The organism is Microbispora sp. NPDC004025 (assembly GCF_053604425.1).
Window position 1 is genome coordinate 197,808 of sequence record NZ_JBSGHN010000004.1, and the last position, 14,142, is coordinate 211,949.

A 14,142-nucleotide genomic window follows, 5' to 3' on the forward strand; every position below is an offset into this window, starting at 1 on the left:
ATGCCGCCACGGGATGCCGTCCATGGGTTATCGCGCGGACGCCCGCGAACGTCACAACCCGCCGGAGCCGGCGAGCCGGGGCCAGGCGTCGCGCAGTGCCTCGCGCCAGTCCCGCATCGGGGCCAGCCCCGCCCTCCCCCACGCCTCGTGCCCGAGGACGCCGTACGCGGGGCGCCGGGCCGGGCGGGGGTAGTCCCGGCTGCTCGTGGGCGTGACGAGGTCCGGGTCGGCGCCGAGCAGGCGGAAGATCTCCCGGGCGTAGCCGTACCACGTCGTCTGGCCCGCGTTCGTTCCGTGGTAGACGCCGGGGGGCGGGCTCGCGCGCACCAGCCGCACGATCTGGGCCGCCAGGTCGGCCGCCCAGGTGGGCTGGCCGTGCTGGTCGTCCACCACGCGCACCGGGTCGCCCCCGGCGGCGAGCCTGATCATCGTCCTGGCGAAGTTCGGCCCGTGCGCGCCGTACAACCAGGCGGTGCGGACGACGTAGCCGCCGTGCCGCAGGGCGGCCCGCTCCCCCGCCGCCTTGGTCCGCCCGTACGCGCTGACCGGGTTGACCGGCTCGTCCTCGGCGTACGGCGTCCGCGCCGTGCCGTCGAACACGTAGTCGGTCGACAGGTGGACGAGCGTCACACCGTGACCGGCGCACGCGGCGGCGAGCGGGCGCACGGCGTGGCCGTTGACCGCCAGCGCCTCCCGCTCGCGGGTCTCCGCCTCGTCCACCGCCGTCCAGGCCGCGCAGTTCACCACGACGTCCGGTTTCTCCGTACGGACCGCCGCCCGGACGGCGTCCGGGTCGCACAGGTCGAGGTCGCGCCGGGACAGCGCGGCGACGTCCTCGCCCTCGCCTGCCAGCAGCGCGGTGAGATCGGCGCCGAGCATGCCCGCGGCGCCCGTGACCAGCCACCTCATGGCGACGCCGTCACCGGGCCTCCGCCCGCAGCGGTTTCCACCACGACGGGTTGTCGGCATACCACCGCACAGTCGCCTCCAGGCCGTCGTCGAAGGACACCTGGGGCGCGTAGCCGAGGGCGCGCAGCTTCCGGTCGTCGAGGGAGTAGCGGCGGTCGTGCCCCTTGCGGTCCTCCACCCGTCTGACGAGGTCGGGTGAGGCGCCGAGCAGGTCGAGCAGGCGCCGCGTGAGCTCCAGGTTGGTCAGCTCGGCCGTGCCGGCCACGTGGTAGATCTCCCCCGGCCCGCCCACCTCGGCGACGAGCTGGATGGCCCGGCAGTGGTCGGCCACGTGGATCCAGTCGCGGACGTTGCCGCCGTCGCCGTACAGGGGGACGGGCCTGCCCTCGATCAGGTTGGTGATGAACAGCGGGACGACCTTCTCCGGGTACTGGTACGGCCCGTAGTTGTTCCCGCACCGCGTGACGGAGACCGGCAGCCCGTGGGTCACCGCGTACGCCCGGGCGATCATGTCGCCGCCCGCCTTCGAGGCGGCGTAGGGCGAGCGCGGCGCGAGCGGCGCGCTCTCGTCCCACGACCCCGTCTCGATCGACCCGTACACCTCGTCGGTGGAGACATGGACGACGCGCCTCACCCCGGCGGCCAGGCACGCGTCCATGACCGTCTGCGTGCCCAGCACGTTGGTCCGCACGAAGTCGGCCGCGCCGTCGATCGACCGGTCGACGTGGGACTCGGCCGCGAAGTGGATCACCACGTCGTGGCCCGGCACCACCTTTCCGAGCAGGTCCGCGTCGCACACGTCGCCATGGACGAAGTCGTACCGCCCCTCCACCGGGACGAGGTTGGCGAGGCTGCCCGCGTACGTGAGCCGGTCGAGCACCGTGACGGACGCCCCGGCGAAGGCCGGGTATCCGCCCGTGAGAACCGTACGGACGTAGTGGGAGCCGATGAACCCGGCACCGCCGGTGACCAGTAACTTCACAGAAGAACCACACCTGTCTTCGAGCTCGAAACGGGAAAGGGATTGTGCCGGACGGGCCGGGAGGCGGCGGTCAGGAACTGATCTGGACCCTGCTGTGGTCCCCCAGCACCAGCCGGTGCGCCTTCGGCGTGTCCGGCGCCGGCGTGATCTCCACGTCGTGGCCGATCAGCGACGCCTCGATCCGCCGGACCCCCTCGATGGACGAACGGGCGAGCACGATCGAGTACTCGATCTCGCTGCCGCTCACGACGCAGTCGGCGCCGATCGACGTGAACGGGCCGACGTACGAACGGTCGACGACGGTCCCCGCGCCGACGACCACCGGGCCGACGACGCGGGAGCGGCGCACCGAGGCGCCGGCCTCCACCACGACGCGCCCGATGAGCTCGCAGTCCTCGACGTCGCCGTCGACGCGGCGCTCCAGGGATTCCAGCACCAGCCGGTTCACCTCGAGCATGTCGGCGACGTTCCCGGTGTCCTTCCAGTATCCCGAGATGACCGCGGGCTCGACCTCGTGGCCGGCGTCGATGAGCCACTGGATGGCGTCGGTGATCTCCAGCTCCCCCCGCCAGGACGGTTTGAGCTCCGCCACGGCGTCGTGGATCGCCGGGGTGAACAGATAGACGCCGACCAGGGCGAGGTCGCTCTTCGGCTCGCGCGGCTTCTCCTCGAGGCCGACGACCCGGCCGTCGCCGGCCAGCTCCGCGACGCCGAACTGGCGGGGATCGGACACCCGGGTCAGCATGATCTGCGCGCTCGGCCGCCGCTCCCGGAAGCGCCCGACCAGGCTCTCGATGCCGCCCACGATGAAGTTGTCGCCCAGATACATGACGAAGTCGTCGTCGCCGAGGTAGTCGCGGGCGATCAGGACGGCGTGCGCCAGCCCCAGCGGCGCCTCCTGCCTGAGGTAGCTCGCCTGCAGGCCGAACCGGGACCCGTCGCCCACCGCCGCCTCGATCTCGTCCTGGGTGTCGCCCACGACGATGCCGACCTCGTCGATGCCGGCCGCCGCGATGGACTCGAGGCCGTAGAACAGGACGGGCTTGTTGGCCACCGGGACCAGTTGCTTCGCGCGGGTGTGGGTGATGGGCCGCAGCCGGGTCCCGGACCCGCCCGCGAGCACGAGGGCCTTCATGTCAGTAGGCCCCCCTGCCGCCGGTGACCGCGGACCACGTCTTCCACAGGATCTGCAGGTCCAGCAGGAGCGACCAGTTCTCCACGTACCGCAGGTCCAGCCGGACCGACTCCTCCCAGGACAGGTCCGACCTGCCGCTGACCTGCCACAACCCGGTCATGCCCGGCCGTACGACCAGGCGCCGGTGCACGTCCGTGCCGTACCGCTCGACCTCGGCGGGCAGCGGCGGGCGCGGCCCGACGAGCGACATCTCACCGCGCAGCACGTTGAGGAGCTGAGGCAACTCGTCCAGCGAGTAGCGGCGCAGCAGCAGGCCCACGCGGGTGATCCGTGGATCGTTCCGAATTTTGAACAACAGGCCGTCCGATTCGTTGGATGCGGCCAGGACCGGCTTGAGCCGCTCGGCGTCCACGACCATGGTCCGGAACTTCAGCATGTGGAACTCGCGGCCGTACCGGCCGATCCTCGTCTGCCGGAACAGGGCGGGACCGGGGCTGGTGGCGCGCACGACCGCCGCGATGGCCAGCATCGGGAAGAGCAGGGCGAGCAGGAACGCGGCCGCCACGATCCGGTCGAAGCCGTTCTTGACGAGCCGCCGGGAGCCCTGGAGGTCGGGGTGCTCGACGTGCAGCAGCGGCATCCCCGCGACCGGGCGGACGCTGATGCGCGGCCCCGCGACGTCCATCAGCGCGGGGGCGACGAACAGGTCGGTCCCCCGCGACTCGATCCCCCAGGCGAGGCGGCGCAGCGCGGCGCCGTGGAGTTCGGGACACGCGAGGACCGCGACCGCCTCGGCGTCGACCTTGTCGACCACGGCGGGCACGTCCCTGAAGTCGCCGAGCACGGGCACGCCGTCGACGTCGGAGCGCTGCCTGCGGTACTGCCCGCTCGGCAGGCACGCGGCCACCACCCGCATGCCGTGGTACGGCTGCCGCCGCAGCTGCAGCACCAGTTCGTGGATGGACTGCCGGTGCCCCACCGCCACGACCGGCCGCATGTACCGGCCCTTCATGCGCAGCCGGTGCAGCCGCTTGCGCATGCGGTGCCGGATCAGCAGCGTCAGCACCGTGGCGAGCGGCAGCATCGCCATGACGTAGCTGCGGGCGACGTTCGTCTGGGTGAGGTACGCCCCGATCGCGACGGCCGCGATGAGGCCCAGGCCCGCCTGGGCGACCGAGCGGAACTCCTCCGTCCCCTCGCCGTGGGTGCGGCCGCGGTAGCCGCCGGCGACGCCCACGACCAGCGGCCAGGAGAGCGTCAGGGTCGCCCCGAACGCGAAGTCGTACACCGGGATGAAGGCGCCGAACCAGAGCCGCGTGAGCTCGACGCCCGCGAGGGCGACGACAGCGCAGAGCAGGTCTCCCGCCAGGAGAATCTTCGAATAGGAACCCGACGACACGCTCACCGGCAGCCGCACATGGACTTCGCGGGGAAACACCCCCGATTCCGCCAACTCCGTTTGCGATTCCATCTCACCGCGCCTAGGTAGCCGGACCGTCCAGGTGATTGACGCCCCTCGCGTCGCAAAGGTTGACTCACGACTCACCCAATTGAGGGGGTGCCCGCACGAGGATGATGTTAGACAGCGACGGCCCTAGAGGGAACGCAAGCCCCCTGTCCACAATTGGTCGCAATGACCCCAGCTGGAGGACTTGACGGGAACGGTCCACGATGGCACCACCGGTCCCGACCACGGCATATACCGCCAATATCTGCCGGTACATAACACGCCCATACGGTCGCCCCATACGCCCGCGAAGAGGAGCCACAGACTCGCGAATCCAGCGAAGACGTGCCCCTTGCACCTCGAAAATACTATTTGGCCGAATCAACTCCATAATCGAACTCGGCCTTACCCGCCGATTCAAATTCGCCGTAATGCGCCGCCGAATGGACGGCCGATGCCGGCCCGGAACTCTCCGAACCGCATTCGGAGCAGCGCGGGAGGCCGCCGCGCCGGCGTGAAACGCTCACGGCCGGCGTGGAGCGGCCCGCCTTCAGTCGTATTCGAGGTCGGGCAACGGGGACGGCGGCTCCGGACTGCGCCACACGACGACGTAGTCCGCACGCGCGCTCGCGACCGCGGTGCTCAGCCGGTCGAGGTCGAAGTCCGGCAGGTAGCGCAGCCGGGCCAGGAAGCTCGCGTCGGTCGCCGAGTGGGGGACCACGCAGCCCTCGCCCTCACGGTCCAGCAGGACGATGAAGACCTCCTCCGGCTGGCCGGGCGGCTCCCGGTGGCCGTGGCCGCCGACGCGGACCTCTACCACGTCCTCCCATGCGAGGGCCTCGACGCTGCCGTCGGCGTAGTGACGCGTCACGCCTTCTTCGGTGACGTACACATAGGTGTCCGGCACAGGGTTGCCGTGCATGGGCGCGATTGTGACGACTTGAAGCGGCGCCGTGCAAGGGAATCCGGATCACCGGCCTCGCGGAGCCCGCACAGCTCAGGGATGCCGCCACCGCAGGTGCTCGCGCACCGCGCGGACCGCCGCGTCCGCAGGCCCCTCGGCGATGACGCGCAGCAGCCCGGCGTGCTCGGCCGCGAGCTCGTGGGGGTCCTCGTACGCGTGCCTGAGCCGGACCAGCCCGAGCCGCGTCTCGGCGGCGAGCGTGGCGTACAGCCGCTCCAGGCGGGGGCTGCCAGCGGCGGCGACGAGCGCCTCGTGCAGGGCCATGTGCTCGGCCACGACGGCCGCCCAGGGCGCGCCGGGCTCCAGCCCGGACAGGCGGTCCAGCGCCTCCTCCGCCGCCGTCACCCGGCGCCCCGCGACGGCCTGCGCCATCAGTTCCTCCAGCGGCCCGCGCACGTACATGAGGTCGTCCAGGTCCGCGGGGGTGATCACCGGGACGTACGCGCTGCGGTTGCGCTCGCGCCGCAGCAGTCCCTCGTGGACGAGCAGCGCCAGCGCCTCCCGCACCGTGGGGCGGGCCACGCCGTAGCGTGCGGACAGCTCCTGCTCGGGCAGCGCGGCGCCCGGCTCGATGTCCCCGGACAACACCCGCTCGCGCAGCGCGGCGGCGAGCGCCTCGACGGTGGAGACGGGTCTGAGGGTGGTCACGTGGCCGAGCCTACTAACGGGTCGCGGCCGCCGCCGTGGGCGTGTCCGCCGCGGGGGCGGCCGGCGCGCTCGCCCTGGCGGGCAGCGCCACCACGACCAGTCCCAGGGCGAGCAGCACCAGACCGGCCCACGAGACGAGGGACAAGTGCTCGCGCAGCGCCACGACGCCCAGCAGGGCCGCGACGGCCGGCTCGGCCAGCGCGAGCGTGGCCGCCGTGGCGACGGGGGTCGTGCGCAGCCCACGGCCGTACAGGAGATAGGCCAGCCCGGTCGTCGCGCAGCCGAGATAGAGCGCGGTCAGCAGACCGGCCGGCCGCGTGAGCCAGGCCGGTCCGGTCAGCACGAGGACCGGCAGCATGAGCACGGCCGCGCCGCCGAACAGGACGCCCATCACCGTCCCCGACTCCATGCCCCCGCCGATGGCCCGGGCCGCCACGACCGCGTAGAAGGCGTACAGGAGCCCGCCGAGGAGGGCGAGCGCGATGCCCGCGGCGTCCGCGCCGCCGGCCGCTCCGCCGGTGACGAGCACCGCGCATCCGGCGACGGCGGCGGCCGTGGCGAGCGCCCAGCGCCCGCTCGGCCGTTCCCGCCCGGCCAGCCAGGACAGGAGCCCGGTGAAGACCGGGCCGCTGCCGATGGCCACCACCGTGCCGATCGCCACGCCCGTCCTGCCGACCGCCGCGAAGTAGCACAACTGGTAGGCCGCGACGGCGACGGCTCCCAGGACCAGCGCCCAGCGCATCGCGTTCCCCGGAACGTTCCCGTGCGCCGTGCGCCGCGCCCGGCGGGACGCGATCAGCGCCAAGGCGCCCAGCAGGGCCCCGCCGAGCACGAGACGGGCCGCCGCGAGCGAGACGGAGCCGGCGGAGGCGAGGGTTCCCGCGGTGCCCGCGGTTCCCCACAGGACGGCCGCCGCGACCACCGCGAGCGGACCCGATCTGGAGTTCATGAGGAGGATTGTCTGACAACTAGACATCTGGAAGCAAGAGCTTTCCCCCGGAACGTCGAGACTGTCCCGATATGGGGTGTGGCCCAAGTCGTTAGGAACGATCCCTGGTGGCCCAGCTCACGGATTGCTATGGTTTCGCCACTGTTAACACATGTGTAACCGACGGGCAGGTCTGATGGCTGGTCGGAAACGATCCATCCGATTCAAGATTTTCGCGATCCTGCTGGTGCCTTTGACCGCCCTGGTGGTGATCTGGGGGTTCGCCGCCAAGCTGACCATCGAGCAGGGGCAGCAGCTCCTGCGTATCCAGAAGGTCTACGACAACATCGTCTATCCCGTCAGCGAGGCCATCAACCAGCTGCAGAGCGAGCGGTTCGTGTCGGTGAGCTACCTCGCCTGGCGCACCTCCTCGCTGCGCACCGACCTCCAGGTGCAGCGCCGCAAGACCGACGCCACCGCGGTCCTGCTGACCCGCCTGTCCGCCGAGGCCGAGGACGAGACGCCCCCCGCGATGTGGGACCGGGTCCAGGACCTGCTCCGGCAGATGGACCGGCTCGACGTCCTGCGCGGCCAGATCGACGACCAGCGGCTCACCCGCCTCGACGCGATCGAGGAGTACAGCGCCACCGTCGAGGCCGCCCACCAGGTCTACGACCGGTTGATGATCTCCCCGGACATCGACATCATCGAGCAGACCAAGGCGCTCATCCTCATCACCCGCAGCCGTGAGCTGGTGAGCCAGCAGTCCGCGCTCGTGCTGGGCGCGCAGGCGTCCGGGCGGATGACGCAGGACGAGCGGGACGCCTTCTCCGGCATGGTCGGCAAGCGCCGCCTGCTCTACCAGCTCGGCACGAGCCAGCTCGACGCCGGTCTGATCAAGCAGTACGGCACGCTGAACTCCACCCCCCTTTACACGTCGTTCATCTCCCTGGAGAACGACGTCATCGCCAGGGTGCGGCCGGGCCAGCCGCTCCCGCCCGAGGCGATCGCCTGGCCGACGACGGCCCAGGCCCTGACCCGCCAGCTCACCGAGACCACCGACGCGGCCGCCGACGCCACCGCCGCCCGCGCCGTGCCGCTGGCCGAGGACGTGCTCTGGGACATCGGCGTCGTCGGCGCGCTCGGCCTCGCGGCCGTGCTCGCGACCGCGTTCATCTCCTTCCGGTTCGCCCGTACGGTGACCGGCGAGCTGAGCACCCTGCACCGGGCCGCGGCCGACCTGGCCGGCCGGCGACTGCCCGACCTCGTGCGACGGCTGCGGCGCGGCGAGGACGTCGACGTGGCGGCCGAGACCTCGCCGATGACCCAGGCCAGCGGCACCGTCGAGATCGAGAACCTCGGCCGCGCGTTCACCTCGGTGCAGCACACCGCGATCGAGGCGGCCGTCGGCCAGGCCGAGCTGCGCAAGGGCGTCAACAAGGTCTTCCTGAACCTCGCCCGGCGCAGCCAGTCGCTGCTGCAGCGCCAGCTCGGCATGCTGGACGGCCTGGAGAAGGAGATCAGCGACCCCGACCTGCTCGAACGGCTCTTCGGCGTCGACCACCTCACCACCCGCATGCGCCGCCACGCGGAGGGCCTGATCATCCTGTCCGGCGCCGTGCCCGGCCGCGGCTGGCGCAACCCGGTCCAGCTGTACGACGTGGCCCGCGCCGCCACCGAGGAGGTGGAGGACTACCTGCGGGTGGACGTGAACGTGCCCCACGGGTTCTCCCTCGTGGGCACCAGCGTCACCGACGTCATCCACCTGCTCGCCGAGCTGATCGAGAACGCCACGGTCTTCTCCCCGCCGCACACCCGCGTACAGGTCCGAGGGGAGATGGTGGCCCGCGGCTTCGCCATCGAGGTCGAGGATCGCGGTCTGGGCGTCCCCCCGGACGAGCTGGCGCATCTCAACGCCCGGCTCGCCGACCCGCCGGAGTTCGACCTGGCCGACAGCGACCGGCTCGGGCTGTTCGTGGTCGGGCTGCTGGCCAGGCGGCACAACATCCGCGTCTCCCTGCGCACCTCGCCGTACGGCGGGACGAGCGCCGTGCTCCTGCTCCCGAAGGAGATCGTGGTGGAGAACGAGATCAGGGAACCGGTGGTCGAGCGCCTCGCACAGCCGGAGGCCGCGCCCCCGGCCCTGGCCCTCACACCGCCGATCGGCGGCGGCGCCGAGGACTCCCTGCCCCGCCGGGTGCGGCAGGCCAACCTCGCGCCGCAGCTCAAAGAGGAACGGGGCGACCTGTTCTCCTCCTTCCAGGCAGGCTGGCAACGCGCTCAGGAGGACTCGTGACCGAGCACGAGGACGGGCCGCTGCTGCGCCCCTACACGATCACCCGTGGCCGTACCCGCCCGACCGGGCCGGACTTCGACCTCATGACCATCATCAGGACGGCTCCCTCGGCGTACAGCGGGGTGACCGGGCTGGCCCCCGAGCACTGGCGGATCCTGCAACTGTGCCGGGTTCCCTCGTCCGTGGCCGATCTGGCCTCGGAGCTCGGCCTGTCGCTCAACGTCGTCCGCATTCTGCTGGGCGACCTGCGCGACCAGGGGCTGATCACGGCGCGGCCGCAGGCCACGGTCGCCCAGCTGCCCGAGGAGCGCATCCTCCGCGAGGTGATCCAGGGACTCCAGGCGCTCTGAGCGTCAGGAGTCCGCTTCGCAGGACGCCCTCTCGCTAGGAGTCCGCTTCGCAGGACTCCAGGAGCCGCTGCACGTGCCAGCGGGCCGGGGTCAGCAGTTCGTCGGCGTACCGGTCCAGCAGGTCCGCGCACGCCACCGGATCGGCGGTCTCGACGGACGGCAGGACCAGGATCTCCTCCTCGCCGTCGAGCACGAGATCGCCGCGCACGCCGAAGGTCCCGTCGCCGACCCGGACCGCGGCCTCGAACACGAGGTCGTGCCCCGGCAGCGCCAGCGCGGCGCCGAGCCGTACGGCGGGCCCGGCCAGGTCGGTGACGGGCTCGGCGCGGACGTGGGGGAAGAAGTCACGGGAGACGGAGCGCCCCATCTCGCTGAACCGCGCCGCCGTACGCATCAGCGCCTTCAGGAGTTCGGCGGCACCCTGACTGTTGGCGTCCACCCCCGCAGGGTAGATCACGGAAAGATGCGGTTTGGCCAAATAATTGGGTTCGGCCGGAAATTCCGCCGAAAAGGGCGGCCTCAGCGGAAGGCGTAGCACTCCACCTCGGCCCGTCGGCGGGTCAGCCCGCCGTTCACGGACTCCTCGACGCAGGAGCGCTGCGCGGCGGTGAGTTCGAGCGCGCCGCAGACGCTGACCCCGGAGTACGTGCGGCAGTCGAGGTTCGGGTTGAAGGCGCCGACCTTGTACCGTTCGCGCACCTCCGCACGGCAGGCCTTCCGCGCCTCGGACGTCTTCCGGTAGCGGCACTGGCCGACGAGGACGTCGTACTGGTCCCGGCTCACCTCCTGCCGCTCCACGCCCCCTCTGGGAGCGGGCGCCTGCGGCGCGATCCCCGCCCTCGGACCGGTCCTCGGGTGGCCGCCGGCCCCGGCGTCCACCGAGGCGACCGCGGCGACCGTCCCGAGCATGGTCATCGCAGCGAGCACGGCGACAGCGACGATCTTTCTCATGGCGATCCTCCCGAGCAGGAACGTACCCACGAGGGAACCACCGCCCCCGGCGCCCCGCCACGCCCGCATGGACGGCCGTGACCTCGCGTCATGGCGACGCCGATGCTTCCGCCGCATGGAGTAAGCGCGACATTGCCAAGTGTGCCCGCGGGCCGTCGAGGGTAGATGCGGCCCCGGAAACGGCGGGGACGGCGTTCGTGCGCGTCGCCCTCGGCCCCCAAGCCGGATTCCGGTCATTCCCGCGACGACGGAGCTTTTACGAGGTCTTTGGCCGCGTCCTCATGAGGTGACCGTCGGCCCTTCCCTCCGGCCGCGGCGCGTCCGCGCCCGTACGGCGGCGCGTACGGCGACGACCAGGACCACCGAGCAGAGCAGGACCGCGAGCAGCACCGCGACGCCGTAGTCGTCGGGCAGGCCCGCGCTCCAGCCCAGGAACGGCAGGAAGACGGCGGCGAACGCGGCGGGCGCCGCGAGCAGGAGACGGGTCCCCCTCGGCGGCCACCGCAGCCAGACCGTGAGCACACCGGTCACGCCGGCGACGAACATGGGCGCGGCGAGCAGCAGGGACAGGTAGTCCTCCATGCCGTCCACCGTCATGATCAGCAGGACGCTCGTCCACAGGGCCGCGGCGCAGACTCCGAACCAGATTGGCCACCTGCGTGCGCCCGCCGTCGTGCCGAGGGCCGCCAGCAGCGCCGCGAGAGCCACGAGGACGGCGGCTCCCAGCTCGGGTCCGATCCGCTGCCCGGGGGAGGTGAGGGGAGCCGGGGCGCTCTCCGGCAGCAGGGCCCCTTCGCGGTCGTGCTCCGGGAAGCCCAGCCGCCGCCACCGTCCGGACACCTCACGCAGGGCGACCCCGTCGGTCCCGTTCGCCACGGCGACGACGTGGCCGCCCGGCACCTCCTGGACGACGACGGCCAGGGAGACGGCCGGGCCGCTGGGCACGCCCAGGGAATCGGGATTCTCGTAGACCCGGTCGAGCCAGCCCTGCCTGCCTCTGGAGATCTCCCAGGCGACCGTCCAGGTCGCTCCCCCGTCCGTGGTCTGCTCGACCCTGAGCCGGCCCGGCGTGACCCGGTAACACCGCCCCGGGTCGGCGGGCACGCACGCCCGGGTCGCCGGCGACCAGGACGGAGCCGGGGACGCGGAAGGAGACGGTGAGCCCTTCCACTGGTGCCATGACCTCCCGCCGTCCCCGCTGGCGATCGCGAACCAGTCCGGCACCACGACCACGATCTCCCCGTCACGCACCTCGACGGCCCGGGCGGACGGCGCGGGGGGCGCCGCGCTGGTCGCCGTGACGGCGAAGACCGCGGCGGGCAGCACCACCAGCAGGCGGGCCCGGGCGGCATCCCCGCGCCCGGCACGGGCCGCGCGCCGCCACACCAGCCAGGCGACCGCGAGGACGGGAAGGGCGAGCAGGTCCGTGGGGTCGGCCACCACCCGCGAGGACGGCACGAGCATCGCCCACGCCCGGGTCGCCGCCTCCGCGCCCGTCCCGGTCGTCTTCATCCAGGCGAACAACACCCCGGTCAGCGCGATCGCCCCCGCCGCCGTACGGCCGCCCGGCGGGACACGGCGCACGGCCCGGGCCGCGTACGCCACGAGCAGGGCGAGCAGCGGGGGCGCGACGAGCATGCCGGCGAGGTCGCTGAGCTTGCCGGTGACCACACCCGGCCACAGGAGTTTCAGCATCCGGTCGTTGACGATCAGCACACCGATCGCCGTGACGGTCACCGGATGGCCGAGCCAGGCCGCCTGCGCCCCGGATCGGGCCCCGCTCGGACGATTGCGGTCGTACCGAAGACGATCACGCATCCGCCGATCGTAAACGTGCGCCGACCGGTGCGACAGTGACTTCCCGGCACGGCCGCGCCGCCGTACGGGGAAGGGATCGACCGCCGGACAGCCCTCCGCGCACTACGGGGTGCTGACGGGCGACGGCTCCTTGCTGAGGATGACGGGAGAGGCGCCGCCCAGCGCCAGGTGGGCGGGCAACCCCGCCGTGCGGCTGTGACGTTCCGCACGCGCCAGCCCGCTCACGGTCAGCGTCCCGTCGCACGGCCATTCGTCCGCCCGCTCGTCCGGCCGGTCCCACACGGCCAGCGGACCGTCCACACGCGCGGTGAGCAGATACTGCAGCGGGGTGCGCGGCAGGAACAGGTCGGCGTCGGGCGTCGCGCGCCGTACGGCCCGGGGGAGCACGGGCTCGCGCAGCCGCACCAGCCTGGCGGGCTCGGTCCGCTCGACCAGCGCGCGGATGTCGGGCGTGGACAGGTTCGCCACCTCCCTGGCCATCGAGACGTTCCGGACCAGCACGCGGACCCGCCCGGACGCGCCGTCCATGCGCGCCAGCGCCTGCTCCGACCTGGCGTCGCAGACGACCTGGTCGGCGAACAGGTCGTGCAGGCCGGCCACTCCCCCTGCCCCGATCGACGCGACGGCCGCCGCCAGGGCGTCCTGGCCCGTGATGCCCTCCCATCGGAGGCCTGGGCCGCAGACCCCGCAGCCCGTCGCGGCGGACACGGACCTACGGGCGTGCGGGGCGCGGCACTCCCGTCCGCAGTCCCCGCACAGGACGGCGGAGGGCGCCGCTCCGGCCCGCGGCCGGCAGTCGTCGCAGCAGACGAGCGGGTACATGTACCGGCGGCCGGCCCGGTCGAACAGCTCACGGACGCAGGCGGAACAGAGCCCGTGCTCGCTTCGCCGAGCGCCGGGGGAAGCCGAGATGACCATGGAAGCCGCACTGCCCGCCGCCGATCGCTCTAATCACACCCGTCACAGGGATATCTCGGTGATCAAAATCACTCGACGCCGAGATGGACGCGGTGATGCCGCCGCTCCGCCTCGTCCGGCACGGCGACCGCGAGATCGGGCTCGGCCGCCCCTCCCGGTGGGCGTACGCGGCCGGGTCGCGCGAGGCGTGGCCGTACGGGCCCGCTCAGCCGTCGGCGAGTGCGCGCAGGGACGGGCGCAGGGCCTCGGCGATCCGTTCGGGTGACGCGCCGCGCAGAGCGGTGAGATCGAGCAGCTGGTGGGCGATCGTCACGCCCAGCATCGTGCTGACCATCAGGGCGGCCCGCAGTTCCGCGTCGCCGGCCCCGATCGCGCCCGCGAGATGCGCCACCTGGCTGTCGAGCTTGCCGCGCACCTCCTCGGCGGCGTCGGGATGGGTGAGCATGGAGCGCATCATCGCCAGCGTCGCCTCGGGCAGCGGCCCCATCTTCATGCCGATCCTGCCCAGCAGTTCCTCGACCGGCTCCAGCCCGCCGTCCAGGGGCGGGATCGACGGGATCCGCACAGCCTGGTCGAACAGGTCCTGCTTCGACCCGAAGTACTGCATGACCAGGGCGGGGTCGACCTCCGCCGCCGCCGCCACGGCCCGGATCGTCGTGCGCTGGAAGCCGCGCTCGGCGAAGATCGCCCGCGCGGCGGCCAGGATGCGCTCCTCCGTGCGGCGCCGGCGCTCGGCCCGGCTCGTCGGCGTCCCCTCCACACGAGGACTCTACCGGCGTTGACCACACGGGCCCAT

The 14,142-nt window shown here is 72.4% G+C and carries 14 protein-coding genes and 1 pseudogene; 2 read left to right on the forward strand and 13 right to left on the reverse strand.

Going from position 1 to position 14,142, the window contains the following annotated elements; all coding sequences use genetic code 11:
• Window positions 1–51: 51 nt before the first annotated feature.
• From rfbD to ACWEQG_RS12835, 7 genes are all read right to left on the reverse strand, one after another.
• The gene (gene rfbD, locus ACWEQG_RS12805; protein ID WP_452284269.1) at window positions 52–909 is read right to left on the reverse strand and encodes a dTDP-4-dehydrorhamnose reductase; all 858 of its coding nucleotides are present in this window, start codon (window positions 907–909) and stop codon (window positions 52–54) included.
• Between the two features lie 10 nt (window positions 910–919).
• Complete coding sequence (gene rfbB, locus ACWEQG_RS12810; RefSeq protein ID WP_452284270.1) at window positions 920–1,891, reverse strand: dTDP-glucose 4,6-dehydratase; 972 nt, start codon at window positions 1,889–1,891, stop codon at window positions 920–922.
• Window positions 1,892–1,961: 70 nt separating this feature from the next.
• Window positions 1,962–3,026: a glucose-1-phosphate thymidylyltransferase gene (locus ACWEQG_RS12815; protein WP_452284272.1), complete on the reverse strand. Its 1,065-nt coding sequence runs from the start codon at window positions 3,024–3,026 to the stop codon at window positions 1,962–1,964.
• A gap of 1 nt (window position 3,027) precedes the next feature.
• Window positions 3,028–4,497: a sugar transferase gene (locus ACWEQG_RS12820; protein WP_452284274.1), complete on the reverse strand. Its 1,470-nt coding sequence runs from the start codon at window positions 4,495–4,497 to the stop codon at window positions 3,028–3,030.
• A gap of 526 nt (window positions 4,498–5,023) precedes the next feature.
• Window positions 5,024–5,395 (reverse strand): hypothetical protein, encoded by a 372-nt coding sequence (locus ACWEQG_RS12825; protein ID WP_363464070.1) that lies wholly within the window; start codon window positions 5,393–5,395, stop codon window positions 5,024–5,026.
• A 75-nt stretch (window positions 5,396–5,470) separates the two neighbouring features.
• Window positions 5,471–6,085, reverse strand: coding sequence for a GntR family transcriptional regulator (locus tag ACWEQG_RS12830; protein ID WP_452284276.1), 615 nt, complete (start codon window positions 6,083–6,085; stop codon window positions 5,471–5,473).
• A gap of 13 nt (window positions 6,086–6,098) precedes the next feature.
• Window positions 6,099–7,034: an EamA family transporter gene (locus ACWEQG_RS12835; RefSeq protein ID WP_452284278.1), complete on the reverse strand. Its 936-nt coding sequence runs from the start codon at window positions 7,032–7,034 to the stop codon at window positions 6,099–6,101.
• Between the two features lie 226 nt (window positions 7,035–7,260).
• On the opposite strand from ACWEQG_RS12835, the gene ACWEQG_RS12840 reads away from it, so the two are divergent.
• Window positions 7,261–9,309: a sensor histidine kinase gene (locus ACWEQG_RS12840; RefSeq protein WP_452284280.1), complete on the forward strand. Its 2,049-nt coding sequence runs from the start codon at window positions 7,261–7,263 to the stop codon at window positions 9,307–9,309.
• A complete protein-coding gene (locus ACWEQG_RS12845) occupies window positions 9,306–9,659 on the forward strand; it encodes a DUF742 domain-containing protein (protein ID WP_452284282.1) in 354 nt (117 codons plus the stop codon). Before ACWEQG_RS12840 ends, ACWEQG_RS12845 begins: the two co-directional genes overlap by 4 nt.
• A 34-nt stretch (window positions 9,660–9,693) precedes the next feature.
• Here the strand turns inward: ACWEQG_RS12845 and ACWEQG_RS12850 are convergent, their stop codons facing one another.
• From ACWEQG_RS12850 to ACWEQG_RS12875, 6 genes and pseudogenes are all read right to left on the reverse strand, one after another.
• Window positions 9,694–10,098, reverse strand: coding sequence for a hypothetical protein (locus ACWEQG_RS12850; protein ID WP_452284284.1), 405 nt, complete (start codon window positions 10,096–10,098; stop codon window positions 9,694–9,696).
• A gap of 80 nt (window positions 10,099–10,178) precedes the next feature.
• Window positions 10,179–10,610 carry a hypothetical protein gene (locus tag ACWEQG_RS12855; protein WP_363463298.1) on the reverse strand — a complete coding sequence of 144 codons (432 nt, stop codon included), beginning with the start codon at window positions 10,608–10,610 and terminating at the stop codon, window positions 10,179–10,181.
• A 279-nt stretch (window positions 10,611–10,889) separates the two neighbouring features.
• Window positions 10,890–12,428, reverse strand: coding sequence for a hypothetical protein (locus tag ACWEQG_RS12860; RefSeq protein ID WP_452284286.1), 1,539 nt, complete (start codon window positions 12,426–12,428; stop codon window positions 10,890–10,892).
• A gap of 102 nt (window positions 12,429–12,530) precedes the next feature.
• Entirely contained in the window at window positions 12,531–13,136 is a 606-nt protein-coding gene (locus ACWEQG_RS12865; protein WP_452285123.1) for a hypothetical protein, read from the reverse strand.
• An 87-nt stretch (window positions 13,137–13,223) separates the two neighbouring features.
• Window positions 13,224–13,346, reverse strand: a pseudogene (locus ACWEQG_RS12870) (hypothetical protein); the annotation flags it as partial.
• 205 nt (window positions 13,347–13,551) lie between these two features.
• On the reverse strand, window positions 13,552–14,106 hold the full coding sequence (locus ACWEQG_RS12875) for a TetR/AcrR family transcriptional regulator (RefSeq protein ID WP_452284288.1): 555 nt from the start codon (window positions 14,104–14,106) through the stop codon (window positions 13,552–13,554).
• Between the last annotated feature and the right edge of the window lie 36 nt (window positions 14,107–14,142).